The 20,988-nt window shown below is 60.9% G+C and carries 15 protein-coding genes; 8 read left to right on the forward strand and 7 right to left on the reverse strand.

What is annotated here, in order from left to right:
* The first annotated feature begins 14 nt into the window (after nucleotides 1-14).
* Complete coding sequence (locus tag V5E97_RS20395; RefSeq protein ID WP_406693357.1) at nucleotides 15-245, forward strand: hypothetical protein; 231 nt, start codon at nucleotides 15-17, stop codon at nucleotides 243-245.
* Nucleotides 242-1,447, forward strand: a complete 1,206-nt coding sequence (locus tag V5E97_RS20400; RefSeq protein WP_406693358.1) for an MFS transporter — start codon at nucleotides 242-244, stop codon at nucleotides 1,445-1,447. Before V5E97_RS20395 ends, V5E97_RS20400 begins: the two co-directional genes overlap by 4 nt.
* 90 nt (nucleotides 1,448-1,537) lie before the next feature.
* Here V5E97_RS20400 and V5E97_RS20405 read toward each other — a convergent pair whose 3' ends face one another.
* Nucleotides 1,538-2,971: a DUF1501 domain-containing protein gene (locus V5E97_RS20405; protein ID WP_406693359.1), complete on the reverse strand. Its 1,434-nt coding sequence runs from the start codon at nucleotides 2,969-2,971 to the stop codon at nucleotides 1,538-1,540.
* A gap of 298 nt (nucleotides 2,972-3,269) precedes the next feature.
* Here V5E97_RS20405 and V5E97_RS20410 point away from each other — a divergent pair, with 298 nt between their 5' ends.
* Together V5E97_RS20410 and V5E97_RS20415 are read left to right on the forward strand one after the other, a co-directional pair.
* Nucleotides 3,270-3,902 (forward strand): LemA family protein, encoded by a 633-nt coding sequence (locus V5E97_RS20410; RefSeq protein WP_406693360.1) that lies wholly within the window; start codon nucleotides 3,270-3,272, stop codon nucleotides 3,900-3,902.
* A gap of 258 nt (nucleotides 3,903-4,160) precedes the next feature.
* On the forward strand, nucleotides 4,161-6,206 hold the full coding sequence (locus tag V5E97_RS20415) for a M48 family metallopeptidase (protein WP_406693361.1): 2,046 nt from the start codon (nucleotides 4,161-4,163) through the stop codon (nucleotides 6,204-6,206).
* Nucleotides 6,207-6,401: 195 nt separating this feature from the next.
* Here the strand turns inward: V5E97_RS20415 and V5E97_RS20420 are convergent, their stop codons facing one another.
* From V5E97_RS20420 to V5E97_RS20430, 3 genes are all read right to left on the reverse strand, one after another.
* A complete protein-coding gene (locus V5E97_RS20420; protein ID WP_406693362.1) occupies nucleotides 6,402-7,472 on the reverse strand; it encodes a ComEC/Rec2 family competence protein in 1,071 nt (356 codons plus the stop codon).
* Between the two features lie 670 nt (nucleotides 7,473-8,142).
* Complete coding sequence (locus V5E97_RS20425; RefSeq protein WP_406693363.1) at nucleotides 8,143-8,631, reverse strand: hypothetical protein; 489 nt, start codon at nucleotides 8,629-8,631, stop codon at nucleotides 8,143-8,145.
* On the reverse strand, nucleotides 8,609-9,415 hold the full coding sequence (locus tag V5E97_RS20430; protein WP_406693364.1) for a transposase: 807 nt from the start codon (nucleotides 9,413-9,415) through the stop codon (nucleotides 8,609-8,611). Before V5E97_RS20430 ends, V5E97_RS20425 begins: the two co-directional genes overlap by 23 nt.
* Nucleotides 9,416-9,816: 401 nt before the next feature.
* On the opposite strand from V5E97_RS20430, the gene V5E97_RS20435 reads away from it, so the two are divergent.
* From V5E97_RS20435 to V5E97_RS20445, 3 genes are all read left to right on the forward strand, one after another.
* A complete protein-coding gene (locus V5E97_RS20435; RefSeq protein WP_406693365.1) occupies nucleotides 9,817-10,746 on the forward strand; it encodes a XylR family transcriptional regulator in 930 nt (309 codons plus the stop codon).
* Between the two features lie 640 nt (nucleotides 10,747-11,386).
* Entirely contained in the window at nucleotides 11,387-11,827 is a 441-nt protein-coding gene (locus tag V5E97_RS20440) for a hypothetical protein (RefSeq protein WP_406693366.1), read from the forward strand.
* Nucleotides 11,828-12,062: 235 nt separating this feature from the next.
* Entirely contained in the window at nucleotides 12,063-13,004 is a 942-nt protein-coding gene (locus V5E97_RS20445) for a DUF1559 family PulG-like putative transporter (protein WP_406693367.1), read from the forward strand.
* Between the two features lie 163 nt (nucleotides 13,005-13,167).
* On the opposite strand, the gene hrpB is transcribed toward V5E97_RS20445, so the two are convergent.
* Nucleotides 13,168-15,732: an ATP-dependent helicase HrpB gene (gene hrpB, locus V5E97_RS20450; RefSeq protein ID WP_406693368.1), complete on the reverse strand. Its 2,565-nt coding sequence runs from the start codon at nucleotides 15,730-15,732 to the stop codon at nucleotides 13,168-13,170.
* A gap of 196 nt (nucleotides 15,733-15,928) precedes the next feature.
* Here hrpB and V5E97_RS20455 point away from each other — a divergent pair, with 196 nt between their 5' ends.
* Entirely contained in the window at nucleotides 15,929-16,189 is a 261-nt protein-coding gene (locus V5E97_RS20455) for a hypothetical protein (protein ID WP_406693369.1), read from the forward strand.
* Between the two features lie 526 nt (nucleotides 16,190-16,715).
* Here the strand turns inward: V5E97_RS20455 and V5E97_RS20460 are convergent.
* Together V5E97_RS20460 and V5E97_RS20465 are read right to left on the reverse strand one after the other, a co-directional pair.
* Nucleotides 16,716-19,073 carry a peptidylprolyl isomerase gene (locus V5E97_RS20460; protein WP_406693370.1) on the reverse strand — a complete coding sequence of 786 codons (2,358 nt, stop codon included), beginning with the start codon at nucleotides 19,071-19,073 and terminating at the stop codon, nucleotides 16,716-16,718.
* 301 nt (nucleotides 19,074-19,374) lie between these two features.
* On the reverse strand, nucleotides 19,375-20,925 hold the full coding sequence (locus tag V5E97_RS20465; RefSeq protein ID WP_406693371.1) for a hypothetical protein: 1,551 nt from the start codon (nucleotides 20,923-20,925) through the stop codon (nucleotides 19,375-19,377).
* Nucleotides 20,926-20,988: the final 63 nt, after the last annotated feature.

Consider the following 20,988-nt stretch of genomic DNA (forward strand, 5'->3'; position numbering starts at 1 on the left):
TGATCGACATCCGAATGGTCGAAGAACGGTTCACACTCGACTTCGATGAGTGGTTCGATCGGGGCACGCCCTCGCTTTCCAAGGCGGAAGTGCGCACAAGACTCCTCGCCAACCCAGGGATTCGAGGCTTCCACCCAACCCTCGCCGCCGGAGGCGCTCTCCGGATCGATTGCTTCCGAGCGATCGTGCGCGGAGTCAAGCCGATCGAGACGGCTAATGTTCGCGCGGAAGCGGGGCAAGCTTGAAATCGCTGCCTCGGATCTTGATCCTTTTAACCCTGGTGCACGGACTCGTCGACGCGTTCGGGGCATTCGTTCAACCACTCTGGCCCGATCTCCAACAGAGCCTGGCGCTGGAGCAAGGCTCGATCCAGTGGGCCTACGTCCTCTGGGGACTGGCGACCTCGGTCACTCAGTTAGGCTTCGGCTACTGGGGCGATCGGCATCCGCGCGGGTGGCTTCTCTGGGCCGGCCCGGCCGTGGGCCTGTTCTGCCTGAGCGTCGTCGGCCTGGCTCCCGGGCTTGCCTCGCTCAGCGGCCTATTGATCGTGGGCGGTCTGGGCATCGCCGCGTTCCATCCCGAGGCCGCCGCCCTGGCCGGCTCGTGTGCGCCCCACGATCGAAGTCGAGCCATGTCGGTCTTCGCGGTGGGAGGTTACCTGGGCCAGGCGGCCGGACCGATCTACAGCGGCGTCATCACAACCCACTACGGCCTGAAGGCCCTCGTCTGGAGCCTGATCTGGGGACTGCCGCTGCTCGGCCTGCTGGTCCTCGGCATGCGTGATCCCTCCCGGGTCGCGAAACCTGACCAGCCAAGGCCTGCAGTCCCCTTGGCAGACCTGGTCCGCGGTCGAGGGCCGGCGCTCTCCATGGTGCTGGCAATCGGAATCCTGCGGGTCCTTCCCGCCATGGGAGTTCCACTCGCCCTCTCCTACCTCTTGAAAGGAAGAGGCCACTCGAACGACTTCATCGGAATCGTTCAGTCGGCCTTCCTTGCGGGTATCGGAGCAGGCAGCCTGGGATGCGCTCTGTTTGTGCGCCGGGAGATCGAACGACGTGTCCTCTGGCAGTTCCCCCTCGTCGTCGCTCCCCTGATCTGGATCTGCCCCCTCGTCAACGTCCAGGCACTCATTCTGAGTGTCTCGGTCGGTGGGTTCCTCCTGGGCGCGACCATGCCGATCCTGGTCAGCTACGGCCAGAGATTAATGCCCGAAGGTCAGCGGATCGCCAGTTCGATCACGATGGGAGTGACCTGGGGCATCGGTGGCATCTTTGTGGCCTTGATCACCTCGCTCGCAAACCGCCACAATATGCACACGCTTGCATTTACCATGTATGCCTTGGCCTGCGCAAGCTCGAGCCTCCTCTGCGTCTGGCTGCCGGTCGGCGGAGCGGAACGAGAGCCCATTCTCACCGTGAACCTGAGTGGCGCACCCGGCAAGCCCTGAATCAGATCCGGCCAGGCCTGGCCTGGCCGGACTGACGTCTACCTTCCCACTCCGGCGGAGGAGGACGTTCGCCGGATCAATTCTGGTGTTTTAGCCTTGATAAAGTCCGGTGATGGGCTGGCCCACGGTTCTCGGAAGGGGACGGTTGAGGGGATCGGTATATTCCGCGGCGGGGTCGACCCCAAGGGATGAAAGGATCGTTGCGGTGAGATCCCAAGGGCCGACTCGATCGGAGACGGGATGGCCCGCGATCCGATCGGACTGGCCGAGAACCGCACCGCGAGACACCCCTGCACCTGCGAGCACGACGGAATAAACGTTCGCCCAATGTTTGCGGCCTGGCGATTGACCCGCGAATGAAGCCTCGAGAGCCACGCGAGGAGCGCGGCCGAACTCCCCCATGCAGATCACAAGCGTCTCGTCGAGCAGGCCTCGCTCCTCGAGGTCTTCCAGCAGGGTTGCGAAGCTGCGGTCGAACCGGGGAAGCAAGTGAGTTTTCAGCGATTCGAAGATATCGTTATGGGTATCCCAACCGTAGGCGTCGGTCACTCCGGGGGCCTTATCTTGCCCTCGAGCCGACTGATTGAAGAAAACCGTGACCAACGGCACACCGGCCTCGACAAGCCGGCGTGCCAGAAGACAGGCCTGGCCCGAGCGGTCTCGGCCATACTGATCGCGTAGCCCCACAGGCTCGGCCGAGAGATCGAACGCCTGGCGGCACTTCGGTGAGGCGAGCAACTCGTAGGCCTGACGGTACAAAATGTTCATTTCACGCATCGTAGGATCGTCGTTCCACCGCCTGAGCGCATCGTCAATCGACCCGAGCAGGGTGCGCCTCGAATTCAGGCGAACCGAAGGTAAGTCAGAGGGGAGATCGAGATTGGGCAAGGCCGATGCACCAGCGGTCACGTCGCCAATCAGCAAGGGCTCATACTCACGACCGAGGAAACCCGCGTTCTGGCCAGGTCCTTCGAACACGGGGACCAGGGCCGGACCGTTCAAGTGGGCCGCCGTGTAGGGGAAAGTGCCGGCCGGTCTGACCCGTTTCAAGAGAGCGCCCAGGGTCGGGAAATCGGTCGGGCTCGGGGGCGGGTTTGACGACTTTCGAGGGTGGGCACGGCCAGTCAGCGCCTGGTAGGTCGCCGAGCCATGGTCGAGATCATCGTGCGAGACACTCCGGAGGATTGTGTACCGGTCAGCGAGCCGGGCCAGCCTGGGCAGGTGTTCGCCGAGCAGAACACCGGGAATCGACGACGCGATCGCTCGGAACTCACCGCGAATCTCGAGGGGAGCGTCCGGCTTCGGATCCCACATCTCGAGCTGGCTCTGGCCCCCGTTGGCGTAGATGATGATGACCGACTTGGCCTTGCCGAACCCTGGATTCGTGGACGCGTTCACGGGTCGGCCCAATGCGGCCGTCGCCCGCCTGGCAAGCTCAAGGCCCATCAGGCCGCCGATCCTCAACCATTCGCGACGAGTGGAGGTGAGACCAGCCGTGGACATCTCGGCGAGGAAGCGGATCATGCCGTGGTCGCTCCTTTTGAGAGGGGCTGCGACGTCGCGTTGCACGAGTATCACAGCCGAGGGCGGCGGAAACATCATTGTGACCACGCGTCCGCCCTCAACTCAATATTCGACGCTGGGATACGAAACGACTATCGACTCATTGCGACCTCGAGACAAGCGGGGTAGCTTGGGCTTCGATGACAGTCAACATTGAGACTCGGATACTCTTCGTCCGAAAACCTCCAATCGAATACGGGTCGACAATCCACCGTCGTAAACGGCGCGATCTCGCAGAAGGGTAGAGAGGGGCGTGACAATGAACGTGCTCTGGGCCTTGTCCTCCACGGAAACGATCCTGCTCGGTGCTCTCGGTATCGGGGTCGTTCTGTTCGTCGTGCTGGCGCTCTTCGTGATCGCAACCTACAACCGCCTGGTGACGCTCCGGAATCGCTTCAAGAATGCGTTCAGCCAGATCGACGTCCAGTTGAAACGCCGGTATGACCTGATCCCCAACCTCGTCGAGGCGGTCAAAGGGTACATGAAGCACGAATCCGGAACGCTCGAAGCGGTCATCCAGGCCAGGAACTCGGCCGTGACCGCGGGCCGCAACGCCGCCGCGAATCCGGGCGACGCCAGCGCCATGACGAGCCTTTCGGCCGCGGAGTCGCAACTCAATGGAGCGCTCGGGCGCCTCTTCGCCCTCTCCGAAGCCTACCCGGACCTCAAAGCAAACCAGAACATGCTCTCGCTTCAGGAAGAGCTGAGTTCGACCGAGAACAAGGTGGCATTCGCGCGGCAGTCCTACAACGACGCCGTCATGCATTACAACACCCAGCGCGAATCGTTCCCGACCATTGTCGTGGCCAACTTCCTCAACTTCACTGAAGCTCATCTCTTCCAGGTGGAAACCGAGCAGGAGCGGCAAGCGCCTCGCGTCTCGTTCGCCTGAGTCGCGAAAGTCGAATTCAAACCGCCGGGGATGTTGGCGGCCTGTCACACCCCGCCAGACTTGGTCCTTGAGGTGGAGAAGGCTTGTGAGGTTGGCGTTCGCCCGCCGGTCCTTCGCCCTTGTGGGAGGTGAACGCCGCCCCGTTATCCAACGACCCGAGGCTGAGGAAACGAGCAACCGGGCCCGACTCCTTAATGAATGTGGCAATCCCGCTGAGTTGTACCAACTTCCTCACCATCCCCCGAGAATCGCGATCCGATGGCCACCGATTTCTTTGAGCATCAGCTCGTCGCAAGGAAGCGAACCAGCCGCTTGATCGGCTACTTCCTCGTTGCGGTGGCCCTGATCATCCTGGCCGTTTATGGTGTGGCGACGGTCTGCCTGATCGCCTCGAGCAAGGGGCAAGTCAACGTCGGCCAGATCTGGGACTGGGAGCGGTTAGCGCTAGTCTCCACGGTCGTCGGCATCGTGATCGTCGCGGGCAGCCTCTACAAGATCGCAACTCTCAGAGAAGGGGGCTCGGCCATCGCCCGACTCCTCGGTGGCGAGCTCGTCAACCCAGGGGCGGCGACCCCGGCGCAGCGGCGACTTCTCAATGTGGTTGAAGAGATGGCGATCGCCTCGGGCACTCCCGTGCCCAGCGTCTACGTTCTCACGGAGGAGTCGTCGATCAACGCCTTCGCCGCGGGGCACGAGCCCGGCGACGCCGTGATCGCCGTCAGCCAGGGAAGCCTCGACCACTTGAATCGGGACGAGCTGCAAGGCGTGATCGCCCACGAATTCAGCCATATCCTCAACGGCGACATGAGGCTCAATCTCCGTCTGATCGGCCTGCTTCACGGGATCTTGCTCATCGCCCTCATCGGCTACACGATCATGCGGATCATGGGCAACAGCTCTTCCTCGAGTCGATCGCGCAGCAAGGAGAACGGAAAGGGCGATGGCGGAGCGATGGCCCTTTTCTTGTTGGGCATGGGACTGATGGCCGTCGGCTATGTCGGTGTCTTCTTCGGCCGGCTGATCAAAAGCGCCATCTCACGTCAGCGGGAGTTCCTGGCCGATGCCTCGGCGGTGCAGTTCACCCGCAATCCTGACGGAATCGCGGGGGCACTCAAGAAGATCGGGGGACTTGCCGCCGGTTCACAGATTCAGAACCAGAACGCCGAGCAAGCCTGTCATATGTTCTTCGGACCGGGCGTCCCGTTCTGGACCGAGGCGATGGCGACTCACCCTCCCCTGGTCGAACGCATCAAGCGCATCGATCCCAGCTTCAACGGGACTTTCCCAACGATCGACGCCGACGAAGTCGTGACGGTCGCCAAGGATGAGCGGCGCGGGCCTCCGCTCCAGAGGTTCGTACCGGATCTGGCCAGCGCTCGCTCGCTCGCTCCCAACATCGGCCGGGCACCGATCGAAATTCCGCTCGATCCCAAACAAGCCTTGGCTTCGGTGGGCACCACGAGCGGCGAACACGTCGCATTCGCTTCGACCCTGATCAAATCGCTTCCTGAAGACCTTGCCGCCACGGCCCGCGAATCGTTTGGAGCGCGCGCTGTCGTCTATGCCCTCTTGCTCGACCAGAATCCCGCCATCCGCGAACATCAGATCCGGATCGTGGCCGCCCAGACCGAGCCCGGAACCGCCGAAGAGGTCGTACGGATCGCCCCCCTGGTCGACTCGCTGGATGATGGCGCTCGGTTGCCTTTGGCCGACATGGCGATTCCCGCGCTTCGGCAACTCTCGATCCGCCAATACCAGTCGTTCCGCGGTGCAATCGATCCCCTGATCCGGGCCGACCAGAAGCGTAGCTTGTTCGAGTTCACTCTCCAACGCATGCTGTTGCGTCATCTTGACCACCACTTTGAACAGCGTCCTCCCGCCGCGGTCCGGTTTCAGTCACTCCGGCCCCTGGTGAATGACTGCATTCGGGTGCTCTCGACATTGTCCCGGCTCGGCGGCCGAAGTGAAGCGGAAGCCGTCCAAGACTTCGCCCATGGCATTCAAGCCCTCGGCCTTCCCTCTCATGAGGTGAGCTTGGCACCCGTCCAGGAATGCTCGATGGTGGCCCTTGATCGGTCGCTCGATCGCCTGGCACTGGCCTCTCCTCCGATCAAGAAGCGAGTCCTCGACGCCTGTGCAACCTGCATCGCCGCCGACGGTCTCGTGACGATTGCCGAGGCCGAGTTGCTCCGAGCCATTGCCGACTCACTCGACTGCCCGATGCCCCCCCTGCTCTCCTCGAGTTCACCCGGATCGAACCATGAGGGTCCCTCGCGTGCAGCCTCGATCCGCGCCTCGAATTAGGTGGCGGCAGAGCCAATCCAGCAACTCAACCCTCCAAAATCTCGCCTGAAACGGGGCCTGGCCATCCTCTGCGTTCGCAATTCGGGGACTGACCTGACTTGGCTGGTCTCGGCCATTGCCAATCCAACACTCAGGGAACTCGGACCGGGCCGCACCTGAGAGGCAGCAGCACCGGCCGAGCCGGACCTGGCTTGCTCACTTCGAGTCATATGTCCGCGTGGGTCCATCTTTCCCAATGCGAACGGTGAACTTTGAACCGTCGGGGGCGACGTGAACATGGATAAATTCGCCGCCGCCAGGATCGCGGTTCGCTGTCAGTTTCGGGTCCGCGTTGTCTTCGGGGCCGGTCGCCTCGTTCTTATGAAGTGCGAAGACGTCCCGAATCGAGGGGACTTCCTTGAGCCGGTGGATCGTGCCAGGCGATCCCCCTTTGCGCGGGCCATTATTCATGACTGCGACCGTGGGGGCGATCGTCTTGAGAAAGACCGGGTTGTTTGACGTATCAAACCCATGTTTCGTCACCCGGAACAGGTCGATCGAACCGATGCGGTTGGTCGGGCAGACGAGCTCGGCCTCGTGGTTCCAGGTCAGATCACCGCAGTCGAGGAAGTCAAAATTACCGAACCGGTAGCGGACTGCGAGGCTGTTCGAATTGTCGGAGCGGTCTCCAGGCGACTTCTCAGGCGGAAGCTCCGCACAGTTTGGATTGCTCTTCGACTGAGACGTGGGCGCCGAGGGTCCGCCGATCACCTTGCCCGCGGACGCCACGACAAGTGTTTCCAGCAGGCCGCGGATGGGAAGTCGATCGCCAGGCCTGAGCGCTTTCCGCTTGCCTTCACTCAGAGTTCGATACGCGGTGATCAAGGGAGTTCCAGGCTTGGGCCCGTCGGAAAAGTCGAGGTCCGGATCATTGTCCTCGGGCAGCCCATGATCCCAGAACCGCTTGATTTCCACGAGTTTCGCCACGCCGGCAACGCCTCCGAAATGATCGCCGTGCCAGTGAGTGGTGATCAGGTGGTCAAGGTGATCACATCCGGCGACGTCTTTCAAGGCATGCACAATTCGCTTCGGGTCGCGGTCGTCGAACCCTGCCCATCCCGAGTCGGTGAGGATCGACTCCTTTTCTGGGGTCACAATGAGCGTGGATGCCCCTCCCATCACATCGATGAAATAGATATCCAGCCCGCCATCAGCGGCTGGAGCCCCCGCCCCGCAGCACAGAAGGAGCGCAGGGAGGAGAAGAAGACACCGGAGTGCAACGGCCATCGGCAAGATTCTCCATCAAGAACTTCAAAGCAGGGTCGGTCCCCGATCGTCCGATCCTCGATCGTTCACACGTTAAATTGAGACGGGTCGTGGGCTGGATCGGAGAACGCACGAATCGCATGCATTGGGGTGACAAGGCCCGCGTGCCGCTACACCCGGACGAACGCCAAGCTCGATCACGGCGATGCCCTGATCGAAGGAGCCAGCCCCAAGAGGCCTCCATCCCCCGTTCCAAGAAACACAAAACCGTCAGGATTGTAAGCCCGAGGAGATTTGGTGATCGCATCAGCCCTTGATTAAAACCGCCTCAATGGGCTCAACGCAACGATGAACCGCCAGTTATGGCAAAATCTTGATAACTGCGGTCGAAAATCTATACTGCCTGCAGACCAATCCAGGTGCCATGCGAGTGTCGACGTGATTACCTACAAAATTGGGTCACGCCGAAGTATCCTGATTTCCGGGGGCGGCCGACAAGTGCATGGCAAATTGATGCTGGATGGGTCGTTGTGAGGGTCGGTTATCGATGTGAAATCGCACAAAACGGTCGAATCGACAATGAAGCGACTCGCGCCTCCCCCCCACGTGGCCTTGATCGTCGAGACCTCAATGGTCTATGGCCGTGGAATTCTGACACTCCTCGCTAATCCCGACAGCCTCGGCCCATTTTTCAGGCGACTCGAGGCCTCGGAACAGTTTTGGGCGATCCTCGCTCCAGTTCGATTGGAGGCGCCTCGTCCAGCCAGCGGCTTCGTGTCGCCTTCTCACGCTCCCAGTAACGGTCCAGTAGCAAAACCATGAACCGCACGATCGTCCGCCGACTCCGCCATTTGTAGCGGGCCTTCTCCTCATGGCGGAGCTTGCGATTGATCCGTTCCACATGATTGTTCGTCCGCATCCGTCGACACGCTGCGCTCCCCAAGAACGCGATCATCTTGGCGAACTTCTCCGGCCCGAGTTTCTTCACGGCCTTCGCCAATTCGGGCACCGCGAGGAAGTCGCGGTTCGTTGTCAGCCTTCGGTGTCGCCGCCAGGCCGTCGCTTCGCTCTGGTTCTCCGCGAACAACCTTTGCAAGTCGTCCACAAACTGTCGCAACGGTCTCAACTCCGGCAGGTCGTTGAGCATCGTGTTCAGATCAATCCGCTCCTGGCGGCTCATCTGATCCCGCCGCCGAACGATCAGGAAACGATGCTTGAAGATAAACGTCGACTTCTCCTTCTGGGTTGAACGGTGTCGCGGCTTGCGGCTCCCCCGAGGGCCTCCCACGCCGCCGTTTCCGGCCCCGGTTCCCGCGTCGAGACAGTCCCCGCCGCAGCCGCCGCAACGCGTCCAGGACCAGTTTGTGCAGATCCTTGAGGACATGAAAAACGCACAACTGATGGCGTGCCGCCGGCCATAGCTCGGCCAATACCGCCGGGTAGATGTCCGAACCGTCGGTCACCACCACCTCAGGCTCCAATCCCCAGGTCTTGAGGTTGTTGAGGAACCGCCGCATGTGATCTTTGTCGTTGCTGGCGACCAGGGCGAAGGCGACGGCCAGGTCGTTCAGGGGGTCGGTCGCCAGCAGCAGAGCGTAACGACCGAGATGGAGTTCATCGACGCAAAGCGTCCCGCGAAAATGCTCGAGTACCCAGCGACGATGCTCGGCCATGTCGAGACGCTCCGCCTGATGGAGGAGACAGTCGTAGACGAAACCGTCGGACAGGTCCAAGAGGAAGTCGCGATGCATGGATTGAATGACGCGTTCGACGCTCATGCCATCCTCGAGGATCCGGTCGAGGACGGCTTGGCGGACCTTATTGTCGTAACGGGCCTTGGATTCCACGCTCGTGGGCATGGTCCGAAACGTGGAACAACAGTGGCAGCGGGCGCGATACTCGCCGTAGGTGACGTCGAGGTAGACGACCTGATGGTAGGCGATCGAACGGATCTGGCGATTCAAGACATCCTTTCGCCGCCCCAACTTGCCACACGTGGGACAAGGAGCTTTCTTGGGGCAGCACGAGATCGGTATCGTGAGAGTTGGGGGCCTTCGGGTCTCCATGGCCTGCGTGCTCCAGAAGGATTGGCTTTGTCTCCATCCTTCAGCACGCAGGCTGTAACTCTTGCTGTCAAGATAAGTTGAATCGGCTCAGAAAACTGTCGGGATTAGCGAGGAGTGTCATAATTCTCCGTGGCATTTCGCAGTACATTCGGGAGAACGGTCCCTGGACGGTTTATGTCGAGCAGCGATCACTTGAAGATGCCGTACCGCCTTGGCTCCAGGAATGGAAAGGAGACGGAATCATCTCGGGTGTTTCGTGCGCGGGTTTCAACCTGGAGAGCGATCGACGGATCCCGATTGTGGACCTCGACGATCAGCGTCCCCGCTTCGAGGGACGGCCCAGCATCGAAAGCGACCACCAGGCGATCGGTCGTTGCGCCGCTGAGCATCTCTTGGAGCGTGGTTTTACGCGGTTCGGATTCCTCGGGTATCCCGACTTCGCCTGGTCGATCCACTGCTACGAAGGCTTTGCGCGGGCCGTCACCGAGGCCGGGCATGGTTGCGTGGAGTACCGCCATGCCCAGCCCGTTTCGTGGGGCCATCAGCAGCTCTCCTGGGAGGACGAGGTCGACGGCGTCTCCCGGTGGATCCGCGAGGAGTCGAAACCTCTCGGGCTCATGGCCTGCAACGACTTCCGAGGAGTCCAGGCGATCGACGCCTGCCGAAGGGCGGGGATCGCGGTCCCCGAGGAAGTGGCGGTCATCGGCGTGGATAATGAGGACTTGGCATGTGAGCTCGCCTATCCCCCCTTGTCGAGCGTGATTCCGGACTGCAAACGGATCGGCTACGAGGCAGCCGCCTTGCTCGATCATCTGATCAAAGGAGGCAAAGCCCCGAGCATGACTCGCAGAATCCCCCCGTTGGGAGTTGCGACCCGACAGTCGACCGATGTCAACGCCATCGCCGATGCCGATGTCGCGGAATGCCTCCGATTCATCCGTGTCCACGCTTGCGACGGGATTCGCGTGGCCAATGTCGTGGCCCACGTTGCGGTCTCAAAAAGCGTCTTGCAGCGCCGTTTCAAGACCATCCTGGGACGCACGATTCATGAGGTTATCGCGACCACACGGCTTCAACGCATCAAACAATTACTTCGCGAGACCGACCTTTCCATTGAGGAGATTGCCTATCGGACCGGCCTCTCCCATGCCGAATACCTCAGCACCCTTTTCCGTCAGGCCACAGGTCAGTCTCCGGCCGCCTATCGCCGCCAGAGTCCCACAAAATGACAGGTTGACCCAAAATTGTAGAAAAAATCGGACAAAATCTCCTGGATACGAAACCGAGCGGGAGCCAAAATTAGGCCCGAGGCTGTCCCACCCTATTTGTCAATTAGCAGGCTTCCTCTCTCTCGCCGCCTCATCAGTCCCCTCAGCCGATCGAGTGACATGCCTTTTTGACGCACAATTGTCGACGCCGACGCTTCATACTGTGGTCAAAAGTAGGACGAGAAACCTCCTTTTCCCGCCTGATCCAAAATTGAAGTCACCTGGCCAGGCTCTGTCTGGCTCGATGGTTATCGCGATACCGAGAGCAATGACCGCTTCGGTCGTCCCCAAAGGTTAGGCCTAATAACACAGATAACGATCGCGATCGCTCCGTGCATGAACCATCGTCCGCGCGATTCAGCGCTTTGGGCAGTGCCTCCGGATCCTCCTTCGGGTAAGGCGTTATTCCGTACGATCGCTATCGAGTTCGATGAGGAACTCTCCATCGCCCCAAGGCTCCTCAAGGAATGCCTGCACATTAAATTAAATCCCAATCAAATCTTCATCAAATTCGATTAAGCTAACCGGCTGTGTGTCTCCTTCCTCGAGAGCCATTCCTTGAGGCGCGTCATCCGCAAATTCCCGCAGGAGCAAAATCACGATGAAAGAGATCCGAGTGATTGCGATCGCCGCGATCATCGCCCTTGGAATGACGGGTTGCTCCGGGAAGACTGACGACTATCCCCGCGTTCCTTTCTCAGGAGCCGTCACGCTGGATGGAAAACCGCTGGTAAGCGGCTACATCATTTTTGAGCCCAAAAGCCAGATCCTGACCCAGTCAGGCGGCATGATTCAACATGGCAAGTTCGAAGTTCCCCGTGAAGACGGGGCCATTCCTGGGACTTACTCCGTGGGCATCTTCTCGGGAGCGGAAACACCCACGAACCTGGACGTCGCGACCCCCGAAGGGGAAAAAGCGGCCAGGAAAATTCGTGGTGAGCTCGTCCCTCGGCATTACAACATCGATACGACCTTGACCGCGGAGATCAAGGCGGAAGGTCCGAACACATTCCAGTTCGATTTGTCGACGAAGCCGAAGTAGTCGTTCAAATTCACCCCTTGGCGTTCTCTCCCAACGAACATGCGGGCAGCTTACGCATCGGCGCAAATCGATCCACAGCGAATTCTCGTAGAAGCATGGTGATGAGGATTGCGTACTGCTAGAGGTGCCTTCACTTATCATCAACACCATCAATCATGTAACGAAGTCTCTTCAAGAATCGTTCTCGGATTGTCCAGAATTTTCCATGTTTTTCTAGACCACGAGAGGAGGGTATATGCAACCACTCCGGCGAGCATTCACACTGATCGAGTTGTTGGTGGTCATTGCGATCATCGGCGTCCTGGTCGCACTTCTGCTTCCCGCCGTGCAGTCGGCACGGGAAGCGGCCCGACGGATGCAATGCGTCAACAATCTCAAGCAAGTCGGCCTGGCCATGCACGGCTACCATGATGTGCATAACGTACTGCCGCCAGGGGCGCGTCAGTGCTGCTATGGAACGTGGTATCAGTTCGTCCTTCCACACATGGAACAGGGCGCCCTCTATCAATCATTCAACATGAATAGTGGTGCCTTGGGCCTTTCCTATTCGCACGCAAACAATCATACTTTCATGGCAATACGGCTCACCGTCTTTACCTGCCCGAGCGACATCCCCAATTCGCCGACGATCACCGCGGGCGTCCCGATGGCGAATCACAACTACGCCGCCAACTACGGCAACACCGTCTATGGACAGCACCTCTTTCAAGGGGTGGAATTCCAAGGGGCGACCTTCGGCAATATCCAACCCGACACGGCACGTCCGCTCCTTGGCTGCATCGGTTTCGCACAGATCGTGGATGGATTATCCAACACCCTCCTGGTCAGCGAGATCGTGCAGGGACAGGGGAATGATCTCCGCGGCCGCATCGCGGGGTATGCCGATGGCGGCGCGTTCACGGCCTGGAATACACCGAACGCGCGGCTCCCAGACATCATGCCCGCCGGGACCTGCAATCCCGCGCCAGGCAATGCGTTGAATCCTCCCTGCTCCACTCAGAACGCGACCTCGACCACAAATAATCCCCGGTACCTGGCATCGCGGAGCCGCCATCCGGGCGGCGTCAACTCGCTTCTTGGCGACGGGTCCGTGCGATTCAATAAGAACTCGGTCGCGCTCCAGGTTTGGCGATCGCTCTCCTCAACGAAGGGCGGCGAAATCTTCGAGTACAACTGAGCGAGTCTCGAACGCCACAGAATCAATCGCAAACGAGACAAGGTGGGCGATCATTCGCACACCTTGCCTCGGTTCGCATGAAAATGAAACGAATGAGTCACCCGGCCGAAAACCGTTGGAATCGACTCCTGCACGGCCGACCCGCCGAGGCGACGCCTCCGGCTTAGAGTCTCCGACTCCCTTTCGCCTCGGCCCGCGCAGTCAGCGGATCGTCGGGCCAGGAGTGCTTCGGGTAACGGGCCCGGAGGTCTTTACGGACCTGGAAGTAGGTGGTCGCCCAGAAGCTGCCGAGGTCTTCGGTCACCTGAACCGGGCGATAATTCGGCCCCAGCAAATGCAGGAGGACAGCGACCCGCTTCCGTGCGAGTCGAGGTGTTTCGGTCCAGCCGAAAAGCTCCTGGAGGCGCACCGCCAAAACGGGCGGTCGACCCGCCTCATAGGTCAGGCGGATCCGGCTGCCGCTCGGAACGACAAGAGCTTCGGGGGCGTGCTCCTCGAGCGACTGATTCTGAGCATAGGTCAGCCGTCCCTTGAGCAACGGGAGAAGTTGCCCCCGTTTCAGCTCGTCGAGCGAACGTTTGCCAGCACAGGCTTCAGCGAGAATCTCGGCCAGTACCACGTCGTCGAAAACGGGACGATCAAGGTCCGGCAGGGCATGGGTGAGAAACTCGAGGCGAGCCAACCAGGCGGCGGCCGCTTCATCTTGCTGGAAGAACTCGGGCGCTCGCGGTTGAAGGAACTCGGCGAGTGCTCGCGACGCCTCGTCCGGAGTGACAGGCGCATTGCGGTCCTCTCGCAGAGGGAGACCCCGATACGTGAACGTGTTCACGCCGACCGGCTTCTGACGTTCCTCATCGAAGCGGACCAGGCGCTCGCGGCGAACGGCATCGGGGAATAATTCCTCGAGCCACTCGACGGAGAGCGCACTTGCGAGACGGACACGAGCCTCGCTCGTCCCACCCCGCCGGTCCTCACGCGGGTCGAGGGCGACGAAGAATTCCGAGTCCCGAACGACCGACTCAGGCGCCAGCCTGACCCCACGGCCGCCGACCATCACACCGGTCACCTCACTGCCGCGACGGCGAACGACCCGATCCGGATAGGCGAGCACGACCCAACGAAGCATCAGGTCCTCATCGGGCTCCTCGTTCCAGGACTCCTGAGCGCCAGGGAGCCGCCGACTGCTCCGAATCAGGTCGTCGCGAACCTGAACGACTCGTCTGGCCCCTCCGGGATCCACACCGCGGTCGCGGAGCCCTGGCGAGAACCGCGCTTGCTCGGCCTCGGCCAAAAGATCGAGCCGGGCGAGGAGATCGGACGAACCTCGCCCGGTCGTCCGAGGCCCAGTGCTTCCGGGCTGGAACGAGAGAATATCCTTCTCGGAAAGTAATGCCGCCAGCGCCGCGCCTTGGCGAACGAAGCCGTCGTGAGCAGCGGCGATCAGAAGACGTCCGAGTCGCGGGTGGACGGGCAGTTCGAGCATCTGCCGGCCGAGTGGTGTAATCCGGCCCGCGGCATCGCGCGCTCCGAGCCAGGTGAGCAGCTCTTCGGCCGCGCTGAGGCGTTGTTCGGTCGGAGGATCATACCAGCCGAAGCCGCGAGGGTCGGCCTGTCCCCAGGCATGAAGGACGAGTGCGGTCCCACACAGGTCGACCCGATGGATCTCGGGGAGATCGGTCTCTGCCAGACCACGATGCTCGCGTTCCGACCAGAGTCTTAGGCAACGCCCAGGGGATGTCCGCCCCGCACGACCTGCACGTTGGGTCGCCGACGCTCGACTGATTCGCCCCAGTTCGAGCCGGTCGAGCCCGCGCTGGGGATCGACACTGGCAAAGCGTGCCAGCCCACAATCGATGACCGTCCGGACGCCGTCGATGGTCAACGAGGTCTCGGCGATGTTCGTGGCGAGAACGACCTTGCGCCGCTCGCTCGGGCAGAGCGGCCGGCGTTGCTCGTCCGTCGAGAGGCCGCCGTGAAGCGGCAGAACCAGCAGCGCTTTCTGCTCAGCCAAGGGCCGGAGCCGGGCCCCTGCCCGGCGGATTTCCTCAGCTCCCGGAAGAAAGACGAGGATGTCGCCCGGATCGCCGTCCGCCGCGGCCAACGCCTCCTCCACGGCCGCGACGACGGCCTCAGGAGACGACGGGCGGACCGTCGGGCGGTGAACGACCTCGACCGGGAAGGTCCGACCCTCGACATGCATCACAGGAGCGTCTGTCAGAAATCGCGAGACGGGCTCGGCGTCCATCGTGGCCGACATCACCACGATCACCAGGTCGTCGCGAACCGTTTCGCGGATCTCACGGAGCAGGGCCAGGGCCAAATCGGTGTGAAGGCTCCGCTCGTGGAACTCATCGAGCACCACCGCGCCGATCCCTTCGAGGAACGGATCGGCAATCAGCCGCCGGTTGAGAATTCCCTCGGTCAGGACCCGGATCCGGGTCCTCGGTCCGTACTTCCGTTCGAACCGGATCTGATATCCCACTTCTTCGCCCAGGGTCCATCCATTCTCGACGGCAATTCGATCGGCGGCGGCCCGGGCCGCCACCCGTCTTGGCTGAAGCAAGACCAGTGAGGGATGCGCCGGTGACAGCACGCCCGCCTTGATGAGCGCAACCGGCACTCGGGTGGTCTTCCCCGCACCTGGCGGCGCAACGAGAACGAGGCTACGACGCTCCCGCGTGCGGGCGACAATTTCGGCAAGATGAGTGTCGATAGGGAGGGGAGTCATAACGTCGAGAGGATCGGCCCCGGTCGAGTGGTGAGTCGATCATACCAGCAAAATGACCAGGGCTGATAGTCCTCCCGCGATGAGCCACTTCGGAAAGAAAAATGAGCTGGGACCAACCGCGGCCCCTCCCAGCTCAGTCGAGAACGCGAGCGGAATCAGAGATCGTAGCAATCACCGGGCAAGCGGCTCGCGCTGGATGCGTCTGATCGCATTTTTTGCACACCACAATATCTTCGTCGGTTTTATCGAGATCGTTTCTCGGGTTCATGGACAGGTGAAAAAACACCAGCCCAATCAAGACCAAGTGGACGCATGGATCGGTAATCCAACTCCAAAGCGACTTCATCGCGGACCTCCGTTTATTGACCGCACCATCCGCCGATCGGCGGTGGAGGTCAATAAGCACGGGGCGAACAAGACGCAAATGCCGTACCAATACGAATCCATTGAAAAGTGAGTGAAATACCGCCACGCAACCGAACGAGGGGATGTGCCCATTGCGTCGGCTTGCATTCGCACATTGGCATATAGGCAAGGAGATTCCCGCGGAGTGAGCAAAAGCGCTCGCAGAGAAAGTCAGGCCAGAGTGGGGCCAACTGCGGTCACGCTTCGGAAGGTCGTGGCGTTCCGCCCACTTCCCGTTGAAACCGGCGTGCGATTCGAGCGACTGCCGTTGGCAATCAGGCAAAGTGCGGAGGATTGGCGAACAGAATATGGGGGGAGGTGAGAGCAGGTGGGTCGACTTGCGTTGCGAGCTGGGCGGTGTCTTTGAACAGTGGGACAAGGATGATTCTGATGTTTGCGCTCGTCGGATGACTGCCGTCAAGCCACAACGGATATTGAGTTCGGCGTTTCCGAGGCGGCTTCGCCCCGGAAACGCCCCGCCCATGACGGCCAGCTTCGGACGTCTTGAGGATGAGTCAGAAAGGCGGGAGGCGACTTCGAACGCCGCCTCTCGCAGGAAAAAAAAGGGAGGTCTCGACTTACGCCTTGGTGCCGAAGTTCCCCTGGTTTTTCTGCAACTTGGCGGCAAGCGCCGTTCGCATCGCGGCTTTCCGTTGGGCTTGGCCGAGATGACGCTGAGCCGTAATGTTTCCACCCTGAGCGTGAGGCCGTGCGGCCGGCGTCTCGATGGGAACGATTTGGCCATTCACATATCGAAAGAATGTACCGGTCGGCGGAGTGGTGTGCTGGTGTTTCCGCGGCGGGTGCCCCTTACCGGCGAACATAACGGCCGTCGCCGCTGTCGGCCGGAATTTGACGTGGCCCTCGCGACCGATCAGGACGTTCCGGCCGCTGCCTCCCTTGAGGGTGTTGGCACCGAACCAGCCGTGTTCGCGAGTGAATCCCGTTCCGGCCTGAAGAACGTTGATGCCGCCGTGACCGCCATCCAGGGTCACTCGCATGAACGAGTCAACGCTCGGGTCGATGGTGATCCGATCACTCGCCTTGGAGCCGTAGACAACGATACGATCGAGGTCGAGAACCAGAGGTTGGGTCTGGTCGATCACTCCGTTGATCGTGACCTGGATCTTGTCATTGGCCGAATTGGCTGCGTCGTTAATCTGGGTGATCTCAATAATGTTGGTCCCACCGTCGGTCCGCGGGGCGGGGGTTACGACCAGAACGTTGCCGACCTGCCTGACCGATCCCGTGGCCGCTTGCGTGATCGTCAGCGTGACCGCCGCTGCCGGGCTCGTCAGATCCGTGGTGCCGGTACCGTGATCAGTGACCGTGTACTGCAGTCCGTCGAGTCCCTCGAAGTTGGGTGCGGCCGTGTAGACGAACGTTCCCTTGGTCGCGTCGAACTCAGAGATTGTCCCGTGAGTCGGCTGCGAGACGATGCTGTAGGTCAGGCCGGTCGAGGTGGCGGGGTTGGCACTGACACCATTGAGCTGGACGGTCGTCGGGCTCGCGGCGGCCACCGTCTGCGTGACCGGCAAGGCGATCGGCGTGAGTGCGACCGGCGTAGCACCGTTGACATTCAGAATGATTTGGTGATAGCTGAAATTGGACGGACTGTCGAGTGCCTCGCCCGAGGTACTACGATTGGTTTGGTCGCGGACACCAACAAGCATGTTGATCGCCCCGTTGAAGCCGTTCGCGGGCGTCACGGTAACGATACCGGTATTTTGATCGACGGTCGCGGTTCCTTGGCTCGCCGGAATATCCGTGAAAGCCTGAACACCCGAGGTCGTGCTTACACCTGCCTTCACGATATAAGTCAGCTTGTCCCCTTCGGGATCGACGCCGGGGATCTGGAAGATATTCTTCTGGTTCTCCGCGACGTTCTGTGTGTACACGACCGCCGGTTGCGCCGCCGAACCGGGTGTGGTCGTCACGACCTGGGTCGGGAAGGGCAACTGCTGAATGAAGGCCCGCGAATTCTGCGTTGGAGCCGCCACGGTGACTTTGAACGACTGGGTTGCCGTCGTGTTGGTCGCCGGATCAGTGGCCGTGACCGTGATCACCGATGTCGCGCCGGCCTCCGCATTCGTGGCGTCAATGTGGACCACGCCGTTCGGATTTTGGGTGCTGAGGGCCGAGCTATTGATCAGGATCGGACTCAAGGGGGTGGTTCCGTCGGTCCCCCCCACTGCGACCTTGGTCATGTCGTCGACCGTACTGAATCCCGAGACGACCTGGCCGAATACCGTGTGCTTGAAGTTGAGGAATTCCGGAACGCCGGTGGTCATGAAGAACTGGGTATCGTTGGTATCCGGCCCGGAGTTCGCCATCGCGATTTGATATTTATTGCTGAAGCTCAGTTGCTGAACGAACTCGTCGACAAACGGATTGCCCGCAATGCCGCTGAAGCCCGCTCCCGTACCATTCAGGGATCCCCCTTGAATGATGTAGTCACTGGCCGTGGGAAAACCGGAAGCCACCCGGTGGAAGATCTTTCCGTCGTAGAAGGAAGGAGTCATCTCCACGAACGACTCGATTTTACCGGACGTCAATGGCGTCAAATCTTCGAAGAGCTGGTAGGTAATTGGCCTATTGCTAATCAAGACATCATCAGGCTTGCCGGCGGCCTTCTCGTGCGTCACGGTCAGGGTCAAGAACTTGCCAACCGCGATACTCGCCGGGATGTCGGGATTACTCGACGTGACGGTGAAATTTTGCGAAGTCGCGCCGCTCGCGCTGCCGTCCAGGGAGACCTGGGTGCCAAGGTTGGCCGACACACTGACATCCGGAAGTGAAGCCAGCGCGGCCGTAAGCAGTTGGCGCTCTTCCAACGAGTCGATCTGGGGACGATGCCTCCGGCCGGCCTGGCGGGTTTCCCCATCACGGGTCTCTCGGCTTTCCAGGAACAATCCGCCCCAAGTCCGGTCAAACATCCGGCACCTCCCTGCGCCTCGATCGAACTGCCCGAGCCGGACACGCACGCCCGGCGCACCTCTCATGATGCCTGTCTTCTTTTTTTCGGACGTAGCGATTGCCCGGCTTGAATCGAAAAATCCAAAATCATCGGACGCTCTTGGGAGGAGGGGGCGGTAATTGGGTCCACCCGATGCCACAAGTTTCCTCCCCAGTCGTGTTCCTGCAGAGATCTATGAGCGCAAAAGGAAAGGCGGCGAGCCGATCGAAATCGACTCGCCGCCCTCGTTTGCAACCTCAACAACGATCCGTCTGACTCGGTCAGGGATTCACTTTGCGGAGCGTGAAGCCCGTGACGGTGAAGCCGTCTTCCTCTTGCAGGCCGTAGCTGCCGCCTTGCGACAGATACTTGGCGAAGATCGAGAAGTCGGGGAGCTTGTCCTTGTCGATCAGCTTGCCGACGTTCCCGAGGTCGGGGCCACCCGCCACTGCCGAGCCCTGGAGGGCTTTCTCGAACTGGCCACTCTTGACCATGTCGTAGGAGAGGCGAGCCTGCTCTTCGGGGCGAACAAACGAGAGGGTGCTCGCTTTTTCGGGAATCTCCTTGGCGACGGCCTGGTAGTCCGGGCTATCGGCCAAGGCAGGACCGCTCCCGCGAAGAACCAACTCGAGCAGGGTCGGCTCGCTCGAGACAAATACCGTGTCCTTGGCGACCGCCACGCTGATCGGTCCCTTGAACTGACGAGCATTGCCGAGGTTGGCGTTGTTGGGAACGTCGGGAATCTCGAAGTCGTAGATCGTCGTTCCCTGGAATTCACGCTTCTTGGGGGCACCGCCGGCAATGCCGATCAGCTTGTTGAGCGTGCCCTGGAAGGCCTTGGCGTCTTCGAGGGCGACCGCCAGGACCATCCGCTGATTGTCTTCCTTGATCGGCTTCTTGAAGTCGCTGATCAGGGTGATCCGGTCGCCGATCGGACCGAAGATGTCGTTCTGGAACTTCAAGGGCTCACCCCCGTTGGGGCCCACGAGCTGCTGCTCGAGCACTTGCAGCATGCCAGGCTGGATCATGTTCACCACGTCGTTGATCGCGGTGTAGGCGTTATCGAGATCCCAGCTCCAGGTCTGGTAGCTGGCGACGGAGGCCGGAACCCAGCTCTCAGGGCGAAGATTGACGCGCGGCAGCGAGAAGATCTTGAGCAAGCCCTGGGGAGCACCCGGGGCATAGACGAAGGTCTTGGTCAGGCTGTCGAAGCTTCCCTTGTTGAGCGTCACGCTCCCCGCTACGGCTTTCAAGCCAGTGAGGCCGGTCATCTGGACGATGGCCTCGATCTGCTGCGCCTGGGCGGCATTGCCCTTGTTCTGCGCCGCGGCTCCCTGCACCGCCAGCTTGATGACCTTGGCCAGGTCAACGAACCAGGAAACCTGGCTGTCATTCCCAAGCTTCTTCTGCGTCAGGACGTACGAATCAACCCCTGCGAGCGAGTTGGATCGGCCTTCGGGGTTGGCAAGCAGGTCCTTCGTCGCATCGACATCGCTGCCGATGATGAAGACGGTTCCCTGGTTGGTCCAAACGATGGGAGGCTCGGGCCTGTCGTCCTTCTCTTTGTCCTTGTCCTTGGCGGGCGGGGGCTGGATCACATGCAGAGTCGCCCCCTTGAACACCTCGGTCGCGATCTTGGAGCCAGCCTGCTCACTCTGCTGGGTCGCCTTGGTCAACACCTCGTTCAGCTTGGAGGTGTTCTTGCCGGCGTCAGCGGTGATCAGGATCGCGATGGGAAGCTTGGGATCTTCGCGACGAACGACCGCAATCGAGACCGGGCCCTGAGGTAGCTGGAGCAGCTCCTGGTAAGTGACACCGATCTTGCCTTTCAACGACTGGCCGGCCTCTTTCAGCCGCTCGGCAAAATCCGCTCGCCACGACTTCAGACCAGGATC

Source organism: Singulisphaera photorubra, from assembly GCF_045290345.1.
GTDB lineage: Bacteria > Planctomycetota > Planctomycetia > Isosphaerales > Isosphaeraceae > Singulisphaera.

Bases quoted from the DNA above. Each gene is read 5' to 3' on its own strand.
- V5E97_RS20395 (WP_406693357.1), top strand. From the start codon at position 15: ATGGTCGAAGAACGGTTCACACTCGACTTCGATGAGTGGTTCGATCGG.
- V5E97_RS20405 (WP_406693359.1), bottom strand. From the start codon at position 2,971: ATGATCCGCTTCCTCGCCGAGATGTCCACGGCTGGTCTCACCTCCACT.
- V5E97_RS20410 (WP_406693360.1), top strand. From the start codon at position 3,270: ATGAACGTGCTCTGGGCCTTGTCCTCCACGGAAACGATCCTGCTCGGT.
- V5E97_RS20415 (WP_406693361.1), top strand. From the start codon at position 4,161: ATGGCCACCGATTTCTTTGAGCATCAGCTCGTCGCAAGGAAGCGAACC.
- V5E97_RS20420 (WP_406693362.1), bottom strand. From the start codon at position 7,472: ATGGCCGTTGCACTCCGGTGTCTTCTTCTCCTCCCTGCGCTCCTTCTG.
- V5E97_RS20425 (WP_406693363.1), bottom strand. From the start codon at position 8,631: ATGAGCCGCCAGGAGCGGATTGATCTGAACACGATGCTCAACGACCTG.
- V5E97_RS20440 (WP_406693366.1), top strand. From the start codon at position 11,387: ATGAAAGAGATCCGAGTGATTGCGATCGCCGCGATCATCGCCCTTGGA.
- V5E97_RS20445 (WP_406693367.1), top strand. From the start codon at position 12,063: ATGCAACCACTCCGGCGAGCATTCACACTGATCGAGTTGTTGGTGGTC.
- hrpB (WP_406693368.1), bottom strand. From the start codon at position 15,732: ATGACTCCCCTCCCTATCGACACTCATCTTGCCGAAATTGTCGCCCGC.
- V5E97_RS20455 (WP_406693369.1), top strand. From the start codon at position 15,929: ATGCGTCTGATCGCATTTTTTGCACACCACAATATCTTCGTCGGTTTT.
- V5E97_RS20460 (WP_406693370.1), bottom strand. From the start codon at position 19,073: ATGTTTGACCGGACTTGGGGCGGATTGTTCCTGGAAAGCCGAGAGACC.